Below are 24,249 nucleotides of genomic sequence, written 5' to 3'. Positions count from 1 at the left end.
TAAATTATCAATCTATAAACTTTAATTATTAACTTTCAATTCATAAGTCTCTGTGCGGCCACCAAATTCCGGACTGTAGGTACACTCAGCGGTGCAAGTTCCGCTCTGATAGTCGCCCTTTCTATCCACGTAATACTCCATTTCTACGATGTGCATACCTTTAGATAAACGATCGAAATAGAAATTTGTTGCATAATCTCTTGGAGAAACATAGCAGCCTATGCCCCACTGATAACCGCTCTTCTGGTTAACCGGCTCCAGACATGCCGCACGCTTATCCGTAATCTGCACAAAGTCGTAGTCGCGGTCGGCGGTGATGAGGAGCGTTACCTTCACCTTCTCGCCTACCTTCGCCTGCGCCTTGCCCTTACCCTCAGATTCGGCAGGAACGATGACACGGCGAATCTTGATGCCCGACTCCATGGAACCGATTTCGCTGATAGGCTGCTTAAACTCTGCATAGACGGCTCCCCAGCTGGTATAATCGCTCTTTTTGTCGATGCTCAGCTTAGATGCCTTGCCCGGTCTTTCGGTCTTCACATAGCCCAAAGTAGTGGAATCCTGCGGCATCGGCAGCAGCTTGCCATCCAGTTTCAGCACGGCATTTTCAGCCTTCCTGCTCCAGTTGCTCTCATTGCCCTTCATAAAGGCGTAAACAGCATCCACGGTGTTCACCGGCGTATCCCAAACCTGGGTGCGTTTCGACATCAGAAGCCAACGCTGCAGTTCCTCAATGGTCTGCTTGTCATTCGGCTTCAGCAGCTGCATCGCCTCTATCACAGATACCTGGGTAGGAATCTTATAATTTCTCCAGCTATAGAGTGCCTTACGGGTATCATAATAGCGGCCCATCTCCTCACGATAAACGGCATATTCGTTCACGCTCTGCAGATATTCGCCAGCCTTCTCGCGGTAGGCAGCATTCTGCTGGCTGTTTCTGGCGAGTACCACGGCAGCACGCGCCTTGCCATAGATGGAGAAATCACCGGTCATCTTCGACATCTTTTCCAGGAGATAAGCCTTGTCAGCTTCCAGATTCTGCTTCATCTTTCTGCCATCCATCGAAAGGATGTAGAGATAATGCAGCGCCTGTTCGCTAGGACTCACCTTCTGCTTTTTCTCCTCCTGTTTCTTCATTTCTCTTACTTCCTGTGCGGTCTGCAGAGAGAGATAGTTCAGAGCCGAAGTCAGCATCCGGGCAGTTGATTTCTGCACACCTGCGATGGCATTCAATCGAACCATCATTTCGGCTACCGACGTTGTCATATATCTGCTGCCCTTCATTCCATTCCACCAGGAGAAGGAACCGTTAGGGTTCTGCAACTTCTGCAGCTTCTCCACCTGATTCTGCAGACGGATGCTCTCCTGAGCGAGATTCTTCTGAGAATGATTATCCAAAGAGAGAGTCTTCTGGATATGGGTGGTAATGGTATTGGCATAGATGGCAGACATCAGCGAGATGGCGTCCTCCTCATCCGGATTACTGATGGCTGGCAGCGCCTTCACCATCAGCCAACTTGGGTTATTGGTGTACTCGATGGTTACCTTTGCCTCTTCAGCGCCCTTCGCCTGCTTGCCCTCCTTGTTCAGGAAGAGTTTGCTCAGATCGAAGTTCTGCTCACCCTTCTGATGCAGGGTGATAGGCAGGGTGTTCACCACGAGTTCACGGTTGCTCAAAACCGGCAGATAGTGCTGTTCACCATCGCTGTAGCCATTACCGGCAGCCACCACCTTATTAATATATACACCTTCTTTCAGTCCCTGGACATCAAAGGAGATGGTAGCAGAGCCCTCGGCATCGATGCTGTAGTTCTGCGTCTTCTGCCAAACCACCTTGTTGGTCTCCGGGTCGAGAATCTGCATACGGGCGTTGCCGCTCACCTTCTTGTCGGAAGTATTGAAGAGTTTCACCACGATGGTGCTCTTATCGCCCTCACGCAGGAAGCGAGGCATATTAGGCTGCACCATCACGGTCTTTTGAGCCACAGCCTCATCCACCAGCAAACCGTTGCGCATCTCCTTGTCGTGCGCCAATCCCATGAACTTCCAGGTAGTCACGCTCTCCGGCAGGGTAAATCTGATGGCTACGTTGCCATTGTTGTCGCTCTCCAAGGCAGGATAGAAGAAGGCAGTCTCGTTCAGGTTCTCGCGCACCTGCACCTGGTCGAGGAACAGTTCTGCATCTGAGCCAGAACCGCCGGCAAACTGCGGCATCTCCTCTACTACATCAAAAACCTTGTTGGCAGATGGAGCAGCCGCTCCGACACGGGTCATTTTAGAGCCGCGAATCCTGATGACTTTCGCTTCTTCCTTAACCAGCTCGTCTTTCTTTATACGAACAGCCTCAACGGTTCTACCGGAAGAACGTTCCAACTTGCTTAGCTCCACCGCTTGCATATAAGCATAATAACTAAAGTATTTGCCATCAAACTTATCCACATCCAGTCCCTTCTCGTCATAATACTTGGTAGGATAAACGCCATTCAAGTAAAATGAACGGAAAGTGAGGTTGTCCTCCCAGTAGCAGTTTGGCAAACTCTGATAGAAGCCCAGGGAGAAATTCCAGAAATGCGGGGCTATCTGGTCGAGCGACTTGTCATAGAGTACGCTCATCAGCTGCGCCTTGGCTGGCTTGCCGTCAGGGGTGGTAATCCTAAGCGTCCACTCCTCCTTCTGTCCAGGGGTCAGACGGTTGCGGAAGGTCTTCCAGGCGATGTTCAGTTTCTTCTCAGGCAAAGGACGGGCAATGCTCATCATTCGGGTATAGCACTTGCCTTGCTTCACGAAACTATAGTTCAGTACGATGCCCGACGCATATTCCTCCTTGTAGGTGAAAGGCAGGGTCACGATACTGTCGCCCAACTCCCAGGCACCTTTCTCCAGCAGTTTGTTGCCGGCGATGATGGAATATACGATGTGCGCTCCGTTCTCCGAAGAGCCCACCTGGATATAGACCGGCTTGCCATCACGAGGGAAGGTCTTCGCCGTCTGATAATACCATTCGGTAGTTGGCTCCACCGGATGGGTATCCTTCATGCTGAAAAGGGTGAACTTCTGCTGCAGGGTGTCCTGTCCGCAGATTGCCTCCAACTGATGAACGCCAGATTTCCAAACGAGGGAAGAAGATGCAGAAGAAGAAGCATATTCCTTGATAGAAACCGGTGCATTCGCCTCGGCATCCTTCCATTCGCCCTTATCAATTCGATATTTTAACCTACTAGAAATCGGCATACCACTGGCATTGCGGTAAGCGAAGGTCACCGTCTTCAGACTGTCTGTTTCGATACGCTTAGGAAGATTCACCGTGAGGATGGTTGGCTTGGTGCCCAGAGGCAGACTCATCACGCCCTCATGGCTCTCACCACTGATGTCGGTAACGATGGCTGAGACCTCGAAGTTGAAGAAACGGGCTTGGCGCATGAAATCGCTCATATCAGCCTCGTCTTTTCCTGACAAGGAAGCCTCCAGCGGAATCTCGACGTCGAAGGTTCCGTCCTCACGAGTCACGCAACTGTCAGTTTTCACCAACTGTCCGGCAGATCCTGCGCCCCACCACCAGAGTTGGTTTCTGCGGGTCACCTGATACTCCACCTTGGCACCCTGCACCGGCACTCCGGCATAGGTCTTGGCTGAAGCTTTCACCACCACGGTGTCGCCCCAGGTGTATTTCTCGTTCACCTTCGGGAAGGTAATCTCGAAGGTTGGACGCTTGTATTCCTCAACTCTGAAATATTCGCTTGCTGTACCATTCACGGAGATGGAATACTGTCCTGTCTTTCCCTCCTTCGGGAGTTCGAAATCTACCGAAGCCGTACCATATTCATCGGTCGTAACCTTCTGTTCTGCCACCTGCTTCCAGTTGGCATCACTCAGGACAAACTTCAGTTCCATACTCTTTCCTGGCACGCTGGCATCCAACCCCTTCTTGACAGTATAGAAAATGGCTGAGGCATGTACCTTCTGCCCCGGGCGATAGAGAGCACGGTCGGTATAAACCTGATATTTAGTCTCATTATCCTTCTTCTCATAATAGCGGGTACGGCTGAGATAGATGTACTTGGCTGGCGTAAATTTGTCATTGTTGGTAGAAATCAATACATTTCCATCCACATTCTTGAAGTAAGCCTCTCCGTTCTCATCTGTTGTCAAGCGGGCATGAACTATTCGCTTGTCCTTCTTCGTCTTGAAATCATACCGCTGGTCGTAGAGTTCTATCTTCGCCCCGGCGATAGGCTGTCCGTCTGTAGCATTCACCACTACATAGCGATGTTTATCATCCGGCAACTGCTGGATCATCACCGCCAGATTGCTGACATAGAAGAGTTCTCGCTGCGGAGCGATGCAGGTATTATCCGAAGTCACCTCCATCAGATAGGCACCCAGCGGCAGATTGCCACCGATTTCGATGGAATCCTTCACCTCTTCGTAATCCGGGCGACCGTAGTAGTTGCGGCTGTAATCCTTCTGATGCAGCTTCGTAGTCTTCTTCAGGAGCATCTTATAGGTAGCCTCATCCTGAGCATCATAATCGTTATCCGCCGTGATATTGAGGCGGGAGATACTGATTTTCAGGTTCTGGAGATTGCGCACATCAAGCTGCACCCAAGCCTTCTCCCCAGGTCGCAATACCTGCGGCATATCCTTCACCCGGAACATCGGTTCGGTGAGTCGCTTCTGCGCATTTCTCAGTTCGTTCATTCTCGACCATCCACCCCAGCGGCTCAGCGCATAGTTGATATAGTTGAGCTTATCCTGCGGTTTGGCATCGGTAGCACCTTCCATGAAGCGGAAATGCTCCACGGCAAGTTCGCCTGCCTCCGGAATATCCTGATAAACCTGGATGAGCGAGTCGATGGTCTGCAGATACTTCGATTTCTTCACCTCTCTCACATCGTCCTGGCGGTATTTCTCGATGAGCTTATAGGCACAGAGACAAGCCGCACCCCGATTGCCCACCTTATTATAATAAGTGTACAGCTGCAGATACGCCTCCTTGCTGTCTGCCTCGAATCCGATGAGATGCAGCAGATCGTTGTTGAAGGAACTGCCATCCACGCCCTTCTGCGTCAATGGAACATACTCTGCAGATGTATGCCGGGCAAGAAGTTCAGGCTGTTCCAAGGCCTTCTTGAAGAACTCCTGGCTTTTCTTTTCGTTCATATCACAGTACACCTTACCCAGCACGGCATATCTCACCGCCTTCAATGCCGGGTCTTTCACCTTCAGCACCTCTGCTTCCATCCGCTTCACGTTAGGCGTCAGCGAGTCAGCCGAAATCTCATTCCAGAGTGTCATCTGTCTTGTCTCAGCCGCCAGCAGCTGCCCGTAATCTTTGGCAGCCGAAGCCTTGGCGATGATTTTCTTCATCACCGCGATTTCGCTCTTAGGCTGGTCCTTCTGAGCATTGATTTCAGCTTGCTTCCACAAGTTGTCGTATGTCTGAGCCGCAACCTGCATCGTAGCAAAGAGGGCTACCAAAAGTGATAAAATGTTTCTTTTCATAAGCCAACTGTATAAAATGTTAATAGAATGATGATAATCATCAAACTTTTCATTGCAAAAATACAAAAAAAAACTGTTTTCTAACCCCGAAACTGAAACTTTTTACTATCTTTGCATCAAAATAGTATATTTTACCAAGAAATAACATTAAAAAAACAATGGCAGAAAAAAAGTATGGTCATTTTGATGACGCCAATCGCGAATACGTGATTACTGATCCAAAGACTCCATGGCCTTGGATCAATTATTTGGGTAACGAGGATTTCTTCTCGCTCATCTCAAACACAGCAGGTGGTTATTCTTTCTACAAGGATGCCAAGTTCCGTCGCATCACCCGTTATCGCTACAATGGTGTGCCGATGGATAACGGCGGTCGCTATTTCTATATCAAAGATGGCGATACCGTATGGAACCCGGGATGGAAACCTTGCAAGACACCGCTCGACAGCTACGAGTGCCGCCACGGCATGAACTACACCCGCATCACGGGCAGCAAGAACGGCGTGGAGGCGAGTGTGCTCTTCTTCGTTCCGCTCCATACATGGGCTGAGGTGCAGAAGATGACGCTGAAGAACCAGACTAAGGAGGTGAAGACCCTCAAGGTGTTCTCCTTTGCAGAGTGGTGCCTCTGGAATGCTGCTACCGACATGGAGAACTTCCAGCGCAACTTCTCTACAGGCGAAGTGGAGGTAGAGGGTTCTACCATCTATCACAAGACCGAATACCGCGAGCGCCGCAACCACTATGCTTTCTACACAGTGAATACCGAGATTCAGGGCTACGATACCGACCGCGAGAGCTTCATCGGACTCTATAACGAGTTTTCCGAGCCTGAGGCTGTGATGGAAGGCAAGCCACGCAACAGCTTTGCCCACGGCTGGAGCCCAATCGCATCTCACTACATCGAAGTAACCCTGCAGCCAGGCGAGAGCCGCGACCTCATCTTCCTGCTGGGCTATGTGGAGAACGAGCAGGACAAGAAGTTCAGCGCCAAGAAGGTAATCAACAAGGAGAAAGCGCATCAGCTTATCGCCAAGTTTGATACCACAGAAAAGGTGGATGCTGCCTTTGCAGAACTCAACCAGTACTGGGATAACCTGCTGAACATCTTCACCGTGAAGAGCGGCAACGACAAGTTAGACCGCATGGTGAACATCTGGAACCAGTATCAGTGCATGATCACCTTCTGTATGTCACGCTCAGCAAGTTTCTTCGAAAGCGGCATCGGTCGAGGCATGGGCTTCCGCGATTCCAACCAGGACCTCGTAGGTTTCGTTCATCAGATACCTACCCGTGCCCGCCAGCGCATCATCGATATCGCCAGCACCCAGTTCCCTGACGGTGGCTGCTACCACCAGTATCAGCCGCTCACCAAGCGTGGCAACAACGATATCGGTGGCGGTTTCAACGACGACCCATGCTGGCTCATCTTCGGTACCGTAGCCTATATCAAGGAGACGGGCGACTTCTCTATCCTCGCCGAGCAGGTGCCTTTCGACAACCAGCCAGGCACAGAAGTAAGCCTCTTCGAGCACCTCAAGATTTCGATGAACCATGTTATCAACAATCTGGGTCCACACAAGTTGCCACTCATCGGAAGAGCCGACTGGAACGACTGTTTGAACCTGAACTGCTTCTCCTGGGACCCTAACGAGAGTTTCCAGACCACCGAAAACAAGGGCGAAGGAAGCAAGGCAGAGAGTCTGATGATAGCCGGTCTGTTCGTGGTTACCGGCAAGGATTATGTGGCTCTGTGCAAGCAGCTTGCCAAGGAAGCTATGGAAAGCAAGGAGGGCGAAATAGCCGGTCTTGCAGAAGAAGATTATTTGACAGAAGCCGAGCGCATGCAGCAGGCTGTAGATGAGATGAACGAGGCTGTGAAGCAGCATGGATGGGACGGTGAATGGTTCCTCCGCGCTTACGATTTCTTCGGCAACAAGATTGGTAGTGATGAGAACGAGGAAGGCAAAATCTTCATCGAGAGCCAGGGCTGGTGTACGATGGCTGGTATCGGTCTGGAAGAAGGACTCTGCGATAAAGCACTGGATAGCAGCAAGAAACAACTGGAATGCGAGCACGGAATGGTGCTGAACAACCCAGCCTACACTACCTATCATGTAGAAATGGGTGAGATTTCTTCTTATCCTGAAGGCTACAAGGAGAACGCCGGTATCTTCTGCCACAACAATCCTTGGGTCATCATCGGAGAGACTGTAGCCGGTCGAGGCAACGATGCCTGGAGCCATTATACCAAGATTCTGCCTAGCTATGTAGAGGAAAAATATCAGACACTTCACAAGGTAGAACCTTACGTAAACTGCCAGATGGTAGCCGGTAAGGATGCAGCCAAGCCGGGCGAAGGAAAGAACTCCTGGCTCACCGGTACAGCGGCATGGATGTGGTATACAGTATCAGAATTCATCCTCGGCATCAAGCCAGATTATGAAGGCTTGCTCATCGATCCTTGTCTCCCAAGCACCGCTAAGGAGTATGAGGTAACCCGCAAGTTCCGTGGTGGCGAATACCATATCACAGTAAAGAATCCTAGCGGAAACCAGAAGGGCGTGAAGCAGATTACAGTGGATGGCTCTCCTATCTCAGGCACCATCGTTCCTTGCTCTGAAGGCAAGCATGAAGTAGTGGTTGAGATGTAAATCAGCCAAATCTCATCAAGTTACGATTTGAAAGTTCAATGTAACGAAATTCTTTTTCATACCCATACGTTGTGTTTCACGACGTATGGGTATCACAATAAACACTTGACCCCTTATTTCAGGGGGTCAAGTGTTTTATTTATCTGATAATCTGATACTTAACTTTTAACATAAGCACATATTCAACAGTATCAAGAGTAAGATTCTAAGTCTCTATCATTTCCTCAGTTCCTCAGTTCCTCAGTTCCTCAGTTTTTTCCTAAGGGGTATATAGCCCTTATAGTTCAAAGTTGTTTTAAATTGTTATATATTATATATTATTATATATATATTTATATATATAATAAACTTCTAAATAAAGGAAAAAGTGAAGGGTCAGAGAAAAACTGAGGAACTGAGGAACTGAGTCATTGCAGTAAAAACATCATAACCCTCGTAAACACCTGATTTACTGCTTAACTCTATACTTTAAGAGAGCAAAGCTATGAGTTGTTACCCGTAAAACTATGAGTTGTCACCCGCAAAACTATGAGTAAGGAAGTTTAACTACTTTCAATCTGAAAGCACAGTTCAAACATTTCCCTTAATTCCGCAACACTATATTTAACATTATTTATAAGTGCCTGAGCAACAAAAAGTTACCCAGGATTTTGCCATGTCAGAATTTTCACTTACCTTAGTGTTGCGAAAAGAAGACAAGCAAAACTCTAATATGACATGGCAAAGATACAAATAAAATCTGAGAAACTCACTCCTTTTGGGGGAATTTTTTCGATTATGGAGCAATTTGATGCTCTTTTAGCTCAAACCATAGATTCCACCTTGGGATTGAGATGCACTATGTTTGGTTATCAATATAGCGAGATTCTACGCTCTCTGATGTGCGTATATCTTTGTGGTGGCTCATGTATTGAGGATGTTACAACTCACCTGATGAAACATTTGTCTCTTCATCCAACTCTTCGCACTTGCAGCGCAGACACCATATTACGTGCTATCGAAGAACTGACTTTTAAGAGCATCACCTATAAGTCTGCTTCTGGCAAATCCTATGATTTCAATACTGCAGACAAGATGAACTGCTTACTGGTCAATGCCCTGCTTGCTACTGGTCAATTGAAATCCGGTCAAGAGTATGATTTTGACTTTGACCATCAGTTCATTGAAACAGAGAAGTATGATGCAAAACCAACCTACAAGAAGTTCTTGGGCTATAGTCCAGGGGTGGCAGTCATTAACGACATGATTGTCGGTATTGAAAATAGAGACGGTAACACAAACGTGCGCTTCAACCAAAGAGAGACTTTGGAAAGAATCTTCAAGCGATTGGAGGCTTCGGAAATATATATTTCTCGTGCCCGCATGGATTGCGGCTCATGTTCGGAGGAAATCGTAGATATGGTAGAGGCTCATTGCAGGCATTTTTATATTCGTGCCAACAGATGCTCTTCTTTCTACGATTCCATGTTTGCCTTAACTGGATGGAAAACTGTTGAAATCAACGGTATTGAGTTTGAGTTGAATTCTATCCTTGTTGAGAAATGGAAAGGAAAACCGTATCGTCTTGTCATACAGAGACAAAGGCGAATAGATGGATACCTTGACATTTGGGAAGGCGAATATACCTACAGATGTATACTGACTAACGATTACAAGTCGAGTGCAAGAGACATCGTGGAATTCTACAATCTTCGTGGTGGCAAGGAACGCATCTTCGATGACATGAACAATGGCTTTGGCTGGAATCGATTGCCAAAATCGTTCATGGCACAGAATACTGTATTCCTGCTTATGACAGCTCTCATCAGAAACTTCTACAAAGCTATTATGCAGAGATTGAAAACCCATGAATTTGGATTGCGTGCCACCAGCAGAATCAAGACCTTTGTTTTCAAGTTCATCTCTGTTCCTGCGAAATGGATTAAGACATCACGTAGGCATGTATTGAACATTTACTCAGACAACAATGCTTATGCCAACCTGTTCAAGACAGACTTTGGTTAAAGACCATGCTTTTCTGGTTAAACCAGCGTATTACCTCAAGTCGCTTTATGGGGTAAGGGGATTTTGTGTCTGCGACATTTCTGTTGTGCAAGAAATATGTACAATAAAATGAATTTTGTCGCTTTGCAAGCAAAATCCCACTAAACCCTATAGGTTGCGGATTTGAGGATTTCCTTATCACACCCCCAAATTTGGCAGTATCAGAGAAAATTCGTATCTTTGCACCGAATTCCATCCATTCCTTCCATGCCATCCATATCTACCATACCTTCCAACACCTTCCATACCGCTCATTCCATGCCATCCCCATAACTTCTTCCATGCTATCCCCATAACTCCTTCCACCCAGTTTCAGCACACGTCTCTCCATCCGAAGTATTAAAAGGAAAAAGATAAAAAAGGTATGGCTTTTCGAGTTATTTTTTGTACTTTTGCAGCCGATAACGCATTTTGCGAACAAAACAGGATTCTTTAAAAGAAAAGAAAGGAAATAACAATGAAGAAAATATTATACTTTGTGGCAGCCCTGGCTGCTACATCCATTATCACTACGATGGGTACCAGCTGCAAGTTTGCACCCGACCAGCATGACGGCGACACGGTAGCTGCCAGCGAGTTTTACCCGATAGATACCTCTGCAGCTCATGCCAAGAAGATGGCGAAGATTGCTGCCATCAAGAACGGAAAAGACAGTGTAGGCATCTATTATGTGGGCAGCAGCTCTACCAAAGACCTCATCGAGCTCGTATCCTATCCTTCACGCCGCGACACGATGATGTACAGCAAGACCCGACACATAAAGGTGAAGGGCAATGCCGACATCAACCACGTGGTTCGTGTAGACTTCTATCTCCTCAATGGCAAGGATTCACTGGTGAAATATGTGGAGGAAGTGGAGCTCAAAACAAAAGAATAAAGCACCCCAAGCACACAAAAAAAGGCTAGCATGCAAAAACGCACGCTAGCCTTTTTCGTATTTTATCTTACCTGAATTTCAAATCACTAATAACTAATCACTAATCATAGAATCCCGGCTGCTTGTACTCAATGCCCAGTTCATCATCTACTGTTGCGATGACACCCTGAATCTGACCCATGGCAAACATACGGCCGAGGAGAGTGTAACCGGCATTGTGACCATGATTGCTCTCATCGAATACGCCACCTGGCTCATCAGTGAAGGTCATACCGTGGTCTACTCGCATCGGCAATCGACGGCCGGAATTGCACTTGCCTTCCTGCTCAGCCTTCTCGAAGATGCGGCAAAGCTCTATCAGATGGCCGCGACCACCCAAGTGAGAAGCCTCTGTAAAGTTGCCGTTAGGGAAAATGTAGCAGGAACGCAGATGAACAAAGTGAGTGCGGTCGGCAAACTGCTTAGCCATTGCCACACAGTCGTTGTGCTCGCCGGCAGAGAATGAACCTGCACAGAAAGTCAGACCATTGTGCTTGTTTGGCACAGCATCGAGCATCCACTGGATATCCTCGGCACGACCGATGATTCTTGGCAAACCGAATACAGGATAAGGAGGATCATCCGGGTGAACACACATGTTGATATCGTACTCATCGCAGATAGGCATGATAGCCTCCAGCCAGTACTTCATGTTCTCCTGCAACTTCTTCTTGTCAATGCCATCATAAAGCTTCAACAGGTCGCGGAACTTCTGGACAGGAGCCGAATCGCCCTCGCTGAAGTTACCGGATACGAAGCCCTGGGTCTTGATGATGATATTCTCTACCAAGGCATGATCCTGCTCAGGAGTAGAAGTCTTCTTGATTTCATCAGCCTCAGCCACGAGGTCTCTGCCCCACTTGTGCTCCTTAGAGAACTCAGCCCAATCCTCACGAGCGCCTTCACGCTGCAGGATATAGATATCAAAGTAGGCAAACTCGCCCCAGTTCATATAGAGGTTGTTGGCTCCGTTAGGATTCTCGTGTGACAAATCGGTACGAGCCCAGTCTAATACAGGCATGAAGTTGTAGCAGATGCACTTGATGCCTTCCTCGCCCAGGTTGCGGAGACTTTCCTTGTAAACCTCAATCTGATAATCACGGTCAGGACCACCATATTTCAGGGTTTCAACCACAGGCAAAGACTCAACCACGCTCCATTTCATACCATAAGACTCGATGTACTCCTTGAGTTCATGAATCTTCTCGCGTGTCCAAACCTCGCCCAGAGGAACATCGTGCAATGCGGTAACAATGCCCTCAACACCTATCTGTTTCAACTGTGCAAGCGTAATCTTATCTTTCTTGCCAAACCAGCGCCATGTTCTTTCCATATATATATTATAATGTATAAGTTTAAAAATGAATTATCTTGCAGAAACATATTTATGCAATGTCGCTCTTACAGCACCCTTACCTGCAAAGAGTTCCTTTACCATGCCCTCAATCTGCTCGCCGAAGCCAGCCTCGTAGAGATCGAGTCCGAATACATCCTTGCGGGAATAGAGATTCTTCAGGCAAGAGTAGTCCTGATCAGCCTTTCCTACTTCAAGAGGAGCTACGATAGCCTGGAGTTCTGCCAACAATGGGTCAGAAGATGGCTCGAATGGCTTCAGGTTATCATCCAATGCCTTGAGATAACGGGCATAACCTGCCAATACCAAAGGAATCAACACGAGATTGCTCTTGTCGAGACCACGGCCGATGTACTTCTTGATAGTCTCACCGAAACGGATAGAGAGTTTCTGGCTGGTATCGGTAGCGATACGCTGAGGAGCATCTGGCATGAACGGGTTAGGCAGACGCTTGTTGATAACGGTGCCGATAAACTCGTATGGGTTCAATACACCTGGATCTGTTACTACTGGCATCGCCTCGATATAACCAATCTTCTGGATGAAGGCACGAAGGTCCTCATCAGCCATCTCGGCTGAAATCAAGGTATAGTCGAGCATGCAACCATAGATTGACATCGCTGTATGGAGAGGGTTCAGACAGGTGGTTACCTTCATGGTCTCAACCTCATCCACGGTCTTGCGGGTGGTATAGAGCGCACCGCCCAACTCCAATGGCGGACGACCGTTGGTATAAGTATCCTCGCAAACGAGATACTGCACTTCCTCGGCATTTACGAAAGGAGCGGTGAAAGTATGCTTCTCGGTGATAATCGTATTGTTATCCTCGAAACCATCCTCAGCGAGCATCGCCTGTACCTTCTCGTGAGGACGAGGAGTAATCTTATCAATCATAGACCAAGGATAGGTAATCTTGCTGCTGTCATTGATATAATCTACGAAACCAGCCTCTACGATACCATCCTGTGCCCAACGCTCAGCATAAGCCTTTACGCCAGCCTTAACATGGTCGCCGTTGTGAGAACAGTTGTCGGTAGACTGAAGAGTAAGTGGCAACTTGCCTGCCTTATAACGCTCATAGAGAAGAGCGGTAAGCTTACCCATAGCAAATACTGCATCAAGACCACGTGCCAAATCGGCATCATTATAAGAATATCCCTTCTCTGTGATGGTGAAAGTTACCATCTGCAGACTTGGTGCCTGGAAAATCTGGACCAGACGCGCCCAGTCCTCACCAAACTGCTTATCCGCCTTGAGGCTTTCTGTGATAGAAGCGATGACCTTCTTCTCGATGGTTCCGTTGCTCTGGAGGCTGACGAGAAGAGAGAGATTATTGTAAGGGCGATAAGCCTTGTCGATAATTTCGTAGTCGAAGCTTTCTGCAACAATAACACCACGATCGTACTTGCCGGTGTTAAGTGCATCGTTAAGAATAGCAGCAGGGAACGCACGGAAGATGTTACCTGCACCGAAGTGAACCCAAGTAGGCTCGTCGTGAGTCTTCTTAGCTACGGCTGCGATGTCATACTTAGGAAGTTCATAACCCTTAGCTTCCCATTCTGCAGCATTAAAGCTGTCTGAAAGAATTTCGTTCAGTTTCATGATTATACGGTATTTTTGATTTGATTATATGTTATTTTTTGATTGTTCCATGTATGTGCCTATCTTTCCGAATAGGCGTGGCAAAAGTACAAAGAAAAATCGAAAACCGCTCATTTTTAGAGAACTAATTTCAAAAATTGAACGATTAACAAATACTTTTGAACAATATGGTAAGACCAGGAAAAGAAAATGTTACGATTCCTCCAGCGATTTGATCTGTTTCTTCGGCGTAACGCCCATCCCTTTCAGGCTTTCCACCCTGCGCATCACGTTGCCACTTCCATCGTAAAGCTGCTTTCTTGCCTTGTCGAAGGTACCCGAAAGGCGGGTTATCAGATCACCGATTCCTGTAAAGGTATCTTCGAAGCCAGCCACCTTATCATACAGGTCAGCTGCCGTCTTCACGATTTTCTCCACATTCTTGTTCTGCCGGTCATACTGCCAGAGATTATACGCAAGCTGGAGTGCCATGAGCAGATTGCTTGGTGAGATGATGATAATCTTCTTCTGATAAGCATAACGGCTGAGATCAGGCTGCTGCTTCATGGCTGCTATATAGCTGGTCTCGTTAGGGATGAACATCAGTACGAAGCCGATGGCATCATCCACCAGTTTGGAATAGTCTTTGGCTGCCAGTTCATCGATGTGCTTTCGTACGCTCAGCGCATGTGCCTTCATCAGGCGTTCCTGTTCAGCCTCATCTTCAGCTGCCAGAGCATCGGAATAGGCGGTAAGCGAAACCTTGGAATCGATGACCACACTTCTGCCTTCCGGGAATCTGACGATGACATCCGGACGATAGTTCTTTCCCTCTTCATCTTTCGTATTCTCCTGAATGAAGAATTCCTCATCTTTACGAAGTCCGCTGTTCTCCAGGATGGTTTCCAGCACCATCTCGCCCCAGTCGCCCTGCATCTTGCTGTCGCCCTTCAATGCCTTGGTCAGGTTGGCAGCATCGGAGCCAATCTTCTCGGTCTGCTCCTTCAGGTTCAGTACAGCCTGCTGCTGTTCCTGCTGGAAGAGTTTCATCGTTGCCTCGAAGGTGTTCTGCAGTTCCTTCTTGTTCACCTCGTTCTGGGTTTTGCTCTCCTCTACCGATTTCTTGAAATCAGCAAACTGTTCCTTGATAGGTTTCAGGAGTTCATCCATCTGCAGACGGTTGTTTTCCTGCAGAGCCGACTGCTTGGCAGCCAACTGCTCAGCCGCCACCTTCTGCTGTTCTATCGTCATTCGCTGCATTTCCTGCTTCAGGCTCTCGAGTTTCTGTGCCCACTGCTGGTCGCTTTCCGCCCTGAGTTTCGCCGCATACAGCCGCTCGTTCTCCATTTGAGATTTCATTGATTGAACCTCAGAAGCATGATGCAGTTTTATCTGTTCAATGTTAGCCGCCAGCACCTGAGCCTTCGCTACGAGCTGGGTTTTCTCCTCTCCCGCACTTTTTGCTTCCATCAGTTTCCCCACGAAGAATCCGATGGCAAGTCCTATGATGATTCCAATTACTATTTCCATTTATCCTTGTTTTGAATGATTCTGTAAATCTGCAAAAATTATGATTTGCAAAAGTAATCATTTCAAGACATAACACCAAACATCATGGGGGATTCTTGTAGATATTTAACTCTTCTGCATTTTACTATGCAAACAAAAAGAGCGCACCACTCTTGGCACGCTCTTTTCTTTAAATCATCTTTTAAATATACATTATCGGTTGGCAGTAGGCCACTGATAAGTATCAGTGCAATGGATATCGGCACTCTGGTCGGCTATCATCAACTTGAAGTCGCCTTCCTCCAATCTCCATTTGCCATTCCAACCTACGAAGGCCAAATCGTCTGCCTTCAATTCAAATATCATGGTCTTGGTCTCACCAGGCTGAAGTTCCACCTTGTCGAAGGCACGGAGACGACGGCCATCAGGCACCATACTAGCGATGAGATCGCTACTGAACAGGAGAACACTCTCCTTGCCTGCCACCTTTCCCGTATTCTTCACATCCACGCTCACCTTGATGATGTCGCCGTGGCGGAAATCAGACTGAGAAACCTTCAGGTTGCTATATTTGTAAGTGGTATAACTCAAACCATATCCGAAGCCCCACTGCTGGGTAATCTTCGCATTGTAGTCGTAAGCACCTTCCATCGTACCCACCTCCTCACTCTTCTTGAAGTCATAGTTGGCGAGCGAATTAATTTCCTTAGGATAGGTGTAAGGCATCTTGCCACTGAAGTTTGACTTGCCCGATACCAGGTTTGCCAAGGCATCGCCGCCCATGTTGCCAGGGATAAGGATGTCGATGATGCCCTGTGCCAATGGTTCGATGTCGGCGATGAGACGAGGACGACCTTCATTCAGCACCAAGATGACAGGCTTGCCTGTCTGAGCCAAAGCCTTGACCAGATTGCGCTGGTTCTCTGAGAGCCAAAGGTCGGTCAGGTTGCCCGGAGTCTCTGTATAAGAGTTCTCGCCAATGCAAGCCACGATGACGTCGGCATCCTTCGCTGCAGCCACCGCCCCCTGAATCTGAGGTTCGTTCTCCTCCCAGTATTTTCCCTTCTCATTATAGGTAACACCCTGGTTCAAGATAACATTCTCCTTGCCATACTCATTACAGAATGCCTCATAGATGGTATTGTACTTGCCGGCAAACTCATCGGCACGATGTCCCTGCCAGGTATAGCTCCATCCACCATCCAGACAACGCATCTGATTGGCATTAGGACCTGTAAGGAGAATCTTCTTACCATGCTGCAAAGGAAGGATATTACCCTCGTTCTTCAGGAGCACCATACTCTCGGTAGCTCCCTCCAAGGCGAGCTTGGCAAACTCCTCGCCACCAAACTTAGGATAATTCTTCAGTTTCTGGGTTGGGTTCTTGAAGAGGTCGAGACGGTACTTCATGCGAAGCACACGGCGACAGGCATCGTCGATGCGACTCATCGGAATCTTACCTTCCTTCACCAGTTCTACAAGATAGCCACAAGCATCGCAAGAATAAGGTTCCATAATCATGTCGATACCGGCATTGATGGCGATGCGGAGCGCATCCTTCTTGTCCTTTGCCACCATCTCACGAGTATAGAGATTGTTGATGTCTGCCCAGTCGGTAATGAGCACACCATCCCATCCAGTCTCTTCCTTCAGCCATCCTGTCAGGATGTCCTTGTTGGCATGCATCGGCATACCGTTAACGGAAGCGGAATTCACCATCACGGTCAAGGCTCCAGCCTGCAGACCCGCCAGGAAAGGAGCGAAGTGCTTCTCTCGCAAGTCGGCAGGAGAGATATAGGCTGGCGTACGGTCTTTACCGGTCCAAGGCACACCATAGCCCATGAAGTGCTTCATTGAAGTGGCAATGTGATACTGGTCGATGTTGTTTGGGTCCTCGCCCTGGAAACCATAGACCATCGCCTTGCCCATCTCTGAACTGAGGTAGCAATCTTCGCCAAAGTTCTCCCAGATGCGAGGCCAACGGGCATCACGACCGAGGTCAACGGTAGGACTGTAAGTCCAAGGGATGCTCACGGCACGAGTCTCGTAAGCGGTAGCCTCAGCCGAACGGCGAGCTATCTCACGATTGAAGGTGGCAGCCACATTGATGTTCTGCGGGAAGAGGGTTCCGCCCTGTGTATAAGTAGAACCGTGGTTCTGGTCGAGACCGAAGACACAAGGGATGCCGATGCGCTTCATCGAGATCTTCTGGATTTGCGCGATGTACTTCTCCCACTGCTTAGCGGTTGGTGCGCAGGTATTTGGAGCATTGAGGATAGAGCCGATCTTATAGCGGGAAAGGATAGAATCGGTCTTGTGCTCGTCGATATAGAACACACCGTTCTTGTCGTTGGCACCAAAGAGGTCGGTCACCAATTCCATCATCTGACCTATCTTTTCCTCCAAGGTGAGTTTCTTCAGGGTTTGTTCTACCTGAGCCTCTATCTTAGGGTCGCTCTTGATAACCGGAACATTGGCACTGGCTGTATAAGCCAATGCCAACAATGAAATAGATAATAAAATTTTCTTCATAAATTCAAAGGTTTGACGTTTTATGATAAAAACGGAAATCTTTCTAATATATTATTCAATAGTTACTTTATCTACATAATAGCCATGTCCCACACAGATGAACCCATCCTCTGCAGCCATCTTGTCGAGTGCATCCTGGGTCAACTCAAACTTCACGACATTGCCCTCACCAAACTCGTATGGAGAAGTCAAGTCGGTCCACCAGCCGGTGGCAAGCTTGATCTGATGGTAATCATCGTCATCCTTCATCGAGCAGTAAACTCGAAGGGTCTGCCCCTCTTTCCACTTAGCTACCTGGTCCTTGGTGATGAGGTTGAAGCTCTTGTTAGGGTCACCATCTCCCAAGTCCCAAGATACATAGTGATGACCTTCCCAGAGGGTAGTCTCCATAGATGGACGTGGCTCTGTAGTTACCTTGATTTTACCGCAAGGGAACTCTACACCACTGCCATCTACCAATGTAATGTCGTAATCGCCATTGGCGAGGTCAGAAGGAGCTGTAACTTTCAATGCCTTACCCTCATCGAGAACTACGAAGGCAGCCTCCTTACCATCGATGAGTACTTTCTGAACGTGATCCACCAGATTCTTGCAGTTGCGTATGGTTGTAGTTTCTCCCGGAGCTACCCAAAGCTCGCTGGCATTGGTACCCAAGGCTGGATCATCAGCAGCAGGAGTCACGGTAACTTTCAAGGTACGGGATGTGGTCTTATTCTTGGTGGTGGTTGCCACAATCTTCAGTTCATGATCACCTAAAGGCAAAGTCTGGTCGAAGGTGGTACCTTCGGCAATCTGTTTGCCATCAAGCAACCATGTCACAGTGGTGTAGTGAGCTGGAGTCACCTTGATTTCCATCTTATAATTAGTCTTGCGGTCTATCTTGGAATCAGCCAAGTCGGTGTTCAAGATACGTGGATTGTCATCTTCGCTGACAGTGAAGTATGGTTCATCGTCAGAAGAGCAAGAAGACAAGGTAGATGTACCAGCCAGTGCGAAACCCACGGCTAAGAGCATCATCATAGCCTTCAAGACTTTTTCCTTATATTGTTTCATTGTCTTATTCATAATTAATTATTCTATTCTATTGTCCTATAAGACTTAACATTTAACACTTAACATTAAACACTACTTGCTATATCCCGTTCCGAATGGAGGATTGAAGTCTGGCTGAAGGTTTACATCAGCCTTGTCCCACCAGAGGCGCTTGTGCCAATCGTCTGTACCACCCATGCGGTCGATGGCAGCCTTGTAGTTAGCATTGTTGTACTGAGCTTCCAACTCAGGATACTGCAAGCGGACAGGCATTGACCAATCGGGATCCGTATAAGTGAAACCTTTCTTGGTCAAGCGATCACGATTCAAGATGGCAGGATAGTCAGAGCGGCGCATGTTAGCCCAACCCTCAGAAGGGTTCATCATGTGGAGAATCCAAGCCTGGGTGTTGATGGTCTCCTTAGGATTGTCACCCAACGGATTGTTAGCAATGAACGCATCTATCTCTTCCTTGGAAATCTTGTTGGATGTAAGATAGTAGTTGTTGAGCAACTCCATGCTGGCACGAACACCAGCCTCGTAGTGACTCTCAGCATCACCACCACCTACATTCCAACCCTTGTTTGCAGCCTCAGCCTTGAGGAACTCTACCTCAGCATAGCTCATCAAGTCGCCAGGACAAGAAGGCATCTCGAAGTCGATGTTCAGGCAAGGACGACCAGCTCGGGCTATATAATCAGAGCTGGCATAAGTGTTCGCGTCTATCTCTGCATACTTCTTCAAAGTAGGAAGGTCATCCAACGTAGCTGGATTCATCCAGTCTGTGTACCAGGCTGCACCAGGGTTGCAAGGCTCCTCACCGAGGTTCTTGCTCTGGAAGTAAGCCAGGAAATCATCGGTCAAGTCGATGTTCTGCTCCTTATCTGGCTTCACCTGACTACGCTTGATATTGTAGTAGTGACGGCAGATGCGATAGAGACGAGGGTCGTTGGTATTCTGCAACTGATAGAACAAGGTAGAGCATACCATGGTAGGCGATGTAGCATCCTGACCATAGAGAGTCTCGCTCAATGCATTGGCACGGAAATCGTAATCGTTGGCTCCATCATAATAGGTAAATGGAGCATCAGCATACTTGATATAAGCATCATCTGCTGCACTGGCGATGGCACCGGCAGCTACAGCCTTCTCAAACTCCTCCTTTGCCTTCTGTGGATTAACATCGGAAATGCGCATGGCATAGCGCATACGGAGTGCATTGGCATACTTCTTCCACTTAGCTACATCACCACCCATGCTGGTGACATCACCAGAAATGTGGTCGGTACCTGTGCCAAGCTGCTTCTCGCAAGCGTCAAGTTCCTTGAAGAACCAGCTGTAGAGTTCCTCTACGGTATCATACTTAGGGTTGGAGATACCTGAGATATAACCCAGACCTGCCTCCAAACAAGGCACGTCACCGTAGGTATCTGCCAAAACTGCCGTGATATAGACACGATGGATACGAAGTGCTGCATTCAAGTTTGCCTTGTCAGCAGAATTGTTGATGGCATCCACAAGGTTCTTGATACCGATTTCATAATAGCGGTCCCAAACTCGACGGGTCATATCATCTTCTCTGAAATTAGAACCAGCGTAATTGGTTACATTCCAACCACCAGCGAAATACTGTGGAAAACCAGTTATATAGTTACGGTAGGTATCCATCAGACTGAAGTCACCGTAAGTCTGCAACAAAGCTGTTGTCAACTGTGCGTTAGGGTCGAGCTCGCTCACCTTGGTCTTGTCGGTATTGATGTTGCTCAAGGTATCATCAGAGCAAGAAGTCATCGCAGTGCCGGTTGCCATCAGGGCGAAAGCCATCATCAGGCTGCTCTTACCTATATATTTCTTGATTATATTGTTCATTTTCTTACCTTATTATATATTAGAACTCTTCTAAAGAAATTGATTCATTTTTTCGAGACTAGAACTTCACGTTCACGTTCAAACCATAACTCTTGCGAGATGGCAGGGAACCATATTCCAGACCGAGACCTGAGGTGTTGTAGCTGGAGTCTGGGTCGATGTTAGGAATGTTCTTCCAAACAATGAATGGGTTACGAGCCACGAAGGATACGGTCAAGCCCTTGACATACTTGCCCAGGATGCTCTCTGGGAAGGTATAGCCGAAAGTAATCTCACGACACTTCACGTAAGAGTTGTCATAAATGAAGGCACTCTGCACGCCATTTGCCACATGCTTCCAGTAATCTTCAGGGTTCACGGCGATGTCGTTCTTGCGATAAGTACCGTCGCCATTGTCGATGACACCATCTACGACCAATCCCTTGCATTTACCTGCTTCACGCCATGCGGCAAGATCCATACCCGAAGCCTTGCGAGCCTCCTCAGAAGAGTACCACTCCTCACGGCCTGCCAATGTTCCCTTTGCCTTACCTGTCTGGTATGCAGAACGCATAGACATAGAGTAGATATCGGCACCTACCTTCACATCGAAGGATGCAGAAAGGCGGAAGTTCTTGTAGCTGAAGGTTGAGTAGAAACCACCTGTCCAGTCCCAAGTAGAGTTGCCGATGGTCTTGACCTTCTGGTCAATCTTTGGAAGACCAGTAGCTGCATCGACAACCACCTGTCCCTTGTCGTTGTAAAGGAAGTCGTGTCCACGGATAGCTCCATAGTTCTCGCCAACCTGAGCACCTACTGATACACCGCACCAGGTTGCCTTGGCAAGCTCAAAATAGTCCATGCCATCGGTGAGCGACTTCACCTTGTTGGTATTCTTCGAGAAGTTGACACCCAAGTCCCAAGCGAAGTCCTTGATCTGCAAGGCACGGGCATTGAGGGCAATCTCGACACCCTGGTTCTGAATCTCACCGGCATTGATGAGGCGGTAAGCATAGCCAGAGGTGGTGGTTGAAGCCAAACTCAAAATCTGGTTCTTGGAGTTCTGGTTGTAATAGGTGGCATCCAAGCCCAAGCGTCCGTTAAGGAACTTCATCTCCAAACCTACCTCGTAAGAACCTGTCATTGTAGGCTTCAAATCCTTGTTCGGCTGTGTTGAGTTGGCTATCATACCGATGGTATAACCCGCGTAGCTGTACTTGCCCGTGGTATAGTTGAGTGCCAACAGGTATGGATCGGTATCGCTACCTACCTTTGCCCAAGATGCGCGAATCTTACCATAATTGATGAACTTCTTGTTCTTGATAAACTCAGAGAAAACCAAGCTACCCGATACAGAAGGATATACGTATGTATTGTTATTTGTAGGGAGCGTAGACGACTTATCGCCACGGAGGGTTCCCTCCAAATAGTAAGTATGCTTGTAGCCGAGGCTTGCGCTGGCATAGAGAGAGCTGATCTGCTTCTTGTACATACTCTCACGAGTGTTCTGTTCCTGATAGTTCATGATATTCTGGATGCCATCCATCTGCTGGTTGAGACCGATGTTTGTAGTGGTCTTGTTATTCACCTTGAAGATGTTACCACCAGCGGTAGCATTGACATCGAAGTCGCCCCATGAGTTGTTGTAGAGGGCGAGTATCTCGGCGTTAAGTGTGCGGTTGTTGAAGATTTGGTCGGTAAGCTTTCCGGCAGGAGTTCCTGGAGTTGTCTTGGCAATGAAGTCCTCGAAGTTCATGCTGTTGATGTCGGTACCAATAGTACCCTGCAACTTGAAGTGCTTGTTGATGTTCCAGATTGCCTTACCCGTAAAACGGAACACGTCCTTGTCGGATGTATTGCTGTTCTTATAGAGATCCCAGTATGGGTTCTTGTTATACTGATCGTTACCATTCCAGTTGGAGTAGTTGCCGTCGGCATCCTCATAGTGCTTCAGCCAAGCCTGGTCGTAGGTACCCGCCAGGGTCATGAGGTTCTTACCCACGTTGCTCTGAGAGTCACCAAGGGCAGGACGGTTCTTTACCTTCTCACGAGTATAGTTGGCGGTGAAGTCGAAGTCAACAGGACCTGCTGAGGTATTCACACGGAGGTTGAAGTTGTCACGACTCATGTTGGTATTTGGCAAGATATCCTTGTTGCGCATATCCGTAACAGAGAAACGCATACCCGTCTTACCGGAATTAACTGAGAGGATGGCAGAGTTCTGAGTGGTGAAACCTGTACGGAAGAAACCAGAAGCATTGTTTGGATGCATCATGAATGGACGTTCCTCGCCATCGAAATATTTGAACATGAAGTCATCGGCCTTAGGACCCCAACTGGCATTGGTACCAGAGGTACTGGATGTAGGAAGCTCGCCATTGTAGCCAGCACCATATACCTCCTGGATGTCGTCCCATTTAGCCAACTGGGTATCGATAGTATAAGAACCATTGTACTCCACGGAAATTCTATCCTTCTCCGCCTTCTTGGTCGTAATCAAGATAACACCATGGGAAGCACGGCTACCATAGAGGGCTGAGGCAGCAGGACCTTTCAATACGGTCATCGTCTCGATATCGTCTGGATTGATGGCAGAGATACCATCACCGAGGTCATAACCACCTGCTTCACCAGCACTGCCAAAGTTGGTATTATCCAAAGGCACACCATCCACCACGTAGAGAGGCTGGTTATTGCCTGCCATTTCTGTATTACCACGAAGAAGCACGCGGGTAGAACCAGAAGCACCGCCAGCGGTGTTCTGCACAACGAGACCAGCCACCTTACCTGAAAGAGAGTTGATGACGTTGGTTTCCTTCGCCTTGGTAAGTTCCTCACCTTTAACCTCCTCCAAGCCATAGCCCAAAGCCTTGCGGTCGCGCTTGATACCAAGGGCGGTAACAACGACCTCATTCAAGGCCTTACCATCCTCTTGCATCTGTATTTTCATGCCATTAGCAGCTTTCACGGTCATCGTCTTGTAACCGATGTAGCTCACTTCGAGCGTTGCTCCAGGCTTGCAGTTCAACGTAAAGTTACCATCTATATCGGTAACGGCACCGTTGGTTGTACCAGCCACCTTCACGCTAGCGCCAATCAAGGTTTCGCCAGTGGCATCCACCACTGTACCCTTGATGCCTTGGTTCTGCTGAACGCTCATCGCTGCATTGTTCATCTGGGCAGCGAGAATGGCAGAAGCAGGCATCCACATCAAACCTGCACCAAGCAGGCCGAGAAACATAGTTTTCTTTCTCATAATTGATATTTTTGTTTTTAGT

The 24,249-nt window shown here is 48.0% G+C and carries 11 protein-coding genes; 3 read left to right on the top strand and 8 right to left on the bottom strand.

Going from position 1 to position 24,249, the window contains the following annotated elements; translation table 11 throughout:
* Window positions 1-21: 21 nt before the first annotated feature.
* Window positions 22-5,502 carry an alpha-2-macroglobulin family protein gene (locus ONT18_RS00160; protein ID WP_264903520.1) on the bottom strand — a complete coding sequence of 1,827 codons (5,481 nt, stop codon included), beginning with the start codon at window positions 5,500-5,502 and terminating at the stop codon, window positions 22-24.
* 158 nt (window positions 5,503-5,660) lie between these two features.
* Between ONT18_RS00160 and ONT18_RS00155 the strand changes: the two genes are divergently transcribed.
* From ONT18_RS00155 to ONT18_RS00145, 3 genes are all read left to right on the top strand, one after another.
* On the top strand, window positions 5,661-8,156 hold the full coding sequence (locus ONT18_RS00155) for a GH36-type glycosyl hydrolase domain-containing protein (RefSeq protein WP_264903519.1): 2,496 nt from the start codon (window positions 5,661-5,663) through the stop codon (window positions 8,154-8,156).
* Between the two features lie 717 nt (window positions 8,157-8,873).
* A complete protein-coding gene (locus ONT18_RS00150) occupies window positions 8,874-10,160 on the top strand; it encodes an IS1380 family transposase (protein ID WP_264903518.1) in 1,287 nt (428 codons plus the stop codon).
* 496 nt (window positions 10,161-10,656) lie between these two features.
* Entirely contained in the window at window positions 10,657-11,076 is a 420-nt protein-coding gene (locus ONT18_RS00145) for a hypothetical protein (protein WP_264903517.1), read from the top strand.
* A gap of 100 nt (window positions 11,077-11,176) precedes the next feature.
* On the opposite strand, the gene uxuA is transcribed toward ONT18_RS00145, so the two are convergent.
* The 7 genes from uxuA to ONT18_RS00110 all read right to left on the bottom strand — a co-directional run bounded on the left by uxuA (window position 11,177) and on the right by ONT18_RS00110 (window position 24,227).
* Window positions 11,177-12,448: a mannonate dehydratase gene (gene uxuA, locus ONT18_RS00140; protein WP_264903516.1), complete on the bottom strand. Its 1,272-nt coding sequence runs from the start codon at window positions 12,446-12,448 to the stop codon at window positions 11,177-11,179.
* A 33-nt stretch (window positions 12,449-12,481) separates the two neighbouring features.
* The gene (locus ONT18_RS00135) at window positions 12,482-14,071 is read right to left on the bottom strand and encodes a mannitol dehydrogenase family protein (protein ID WP_264903515.1); all 1,590 of its coding nucleotides are present in this window, start codon (window positions 14,069-14,071) and stop codon (window positions 12,482-12,484) included.
* A 192-nt stretch (window positions 14,072-14,263) separates the two neighbouring features.
* Window positions 14,264-15,580, bottom strand: coding sequence for a DNA recombination protein RmuC (locus ONT18_RS00130; protein ID WP_264903514.1), 1,317 nt, complete (start codon window positions 15,578-15,580; stop codon window positions 14,264-14,266).
* A 192-nt stretch (window positions 15,581-15,772) separates the two neighbouring features.
* On the bottom strand, window positions 15,773-18,091 hold the full coding sequence (locus ONT18_RS00125) for a glycoside hydrolase family 3 N-terminal domain-containing protein (protein WP_264903512.1): 2,319 nt from the start codon (window positions 18,089-18,091) through the stop codon (window positions 15,773-15,775).
* 51 nt (window positions 18,092-18,142) lie between these two features.
* A complete protein-coding gene (locus tag ONT18_RS00120) occupies window positions 18,143-19,144 on the bottom strand; it encodes a COG1470 family protein (RefSeq protein ID WP_264903510.1) in 1,002 nt (333 codons plus the stop codon).
* 72 nt (window positions 19,145-19,216) lie between these two features.
* The gene (locus ONT18_RS00115; RefSeq protein ID WP_264903508.1) at window positions 19,217-20,992 is read right to left on the bottom strand and encodes a SusD/RagB family nutrient-binding outer membrane lipoprotein; all 1,776 of its coding nucleotides are present in this window, start codon (window positions 20,990-20,992) and stop codon (window positions 19,217-19,219) included.
* 58 nt (window positions 20,993-21,050) lie between these two features.
* The gene (locus ONT18_RS00110; RefSeq protein ID WP_264903506.1) at window positions 21,051-24,227 is read right to left on the bottom strand and encodes a SusC/RagA family TonB-linked outer membrane protein; all 3,177 of its coding nucleotides are present in this window, start codon (window positions 24,225-24,227) and stop codon (window positions 21,051-21,053) included.
* Between the last annotated feature and the right edge of the window lie 22 nt (window positions 24,228-24,249).

Origin of the sequence: Segatella copri (assembly GCF_026015295.1) — a bacterium.
GTDB lineage: Bacteria > Bacteroidota > Bacteroidia > Bacteroidales > Bacteroidaceae > Prevotella > Prevotella copri_C.
Note: the sequence above shows the minus strand (reverse complement) of the source record. Positions and strands in the feature narration are given on the sequence as shown.

Bases quoted from the DNA above. Each gene is read 5' to 3' on its own strand.
- ONT18_RS00130 (WP_264903514.1), bottom strand. From the start codon at position 15,580: ATGGAAATAGTAATTGGAATCATCATAGGACTTGCCATCGGATTCTTC.
- ONT18_RS00125 (WP_264903512.1), bottom strand. From the start codon at position 18,091: ATGAAGAAAATTTTATTATCTATTTCATTGTTGGCATTGGCTTATACA.
- ONT18_RS00160 (WP_264903520.1), bottom strand. From the start codon at position 5,502: ATGAAAAGAAACATTTTATCACTTTTGGTAGCCCTCTTTGCTACGATG.
- ONT18_RS00135 (WP_264903515.1), bottom strand. From the start codon at position 14,071: ATGAAACTGAACGAAATTCTTTCAGACAGCTTTAATGCTGCAGAATGG.
- ONT18_RS00145 (WP_264903517.1), top strand. From the start codon at position 10,657: ATGAAGAAAATATTATACTTTGTGGCAGCCCTGGCTGCTACATCCATT.
- uxuA (WP_264903516.1), bottom strand. From the start codon at position 12,448: ATGGAAAGAACATGGCGCTGGTTTGGCAAGAAAGATAAGATTACGCTT.
- ONT18_RS00155 (WP_264903519.1), top strand. From the start codon at position 5,661: ATGGCAGAAAAAAAGTATGGTCATTTTGATGACGCCAATCGCGAATAC.
- ONT18_RS00150 (WP_264903518.1), top strand. From the start codon at position 8,874: ATGGCAAAGATACAAATAAAATCTGAGAAACTCACTCCTTTTGGGGGA.
- ONT18_RS00120 (WP_264903510.1), bottom strand. From the start codon at position 19,144: ATGAAACAATATAAGGAAAAAGTCTTGAAGGCTATGATGATGCTCTTA.
- ONT18_RS00115 (WP_264903508.1), bottom strand. From the start codon at position 20,992: ATGAACAATATAATCAAGAAATATATAGGTAAGAGCAGCCTGATGATG.
- ONT18_RS00110 (WP_264903506.1), bottom strand. From the start codon at position 24,227: ATGAGAAAGAAAACTATGTTTCTCGGCCTGCTTGGTGCAGGTTTGATG.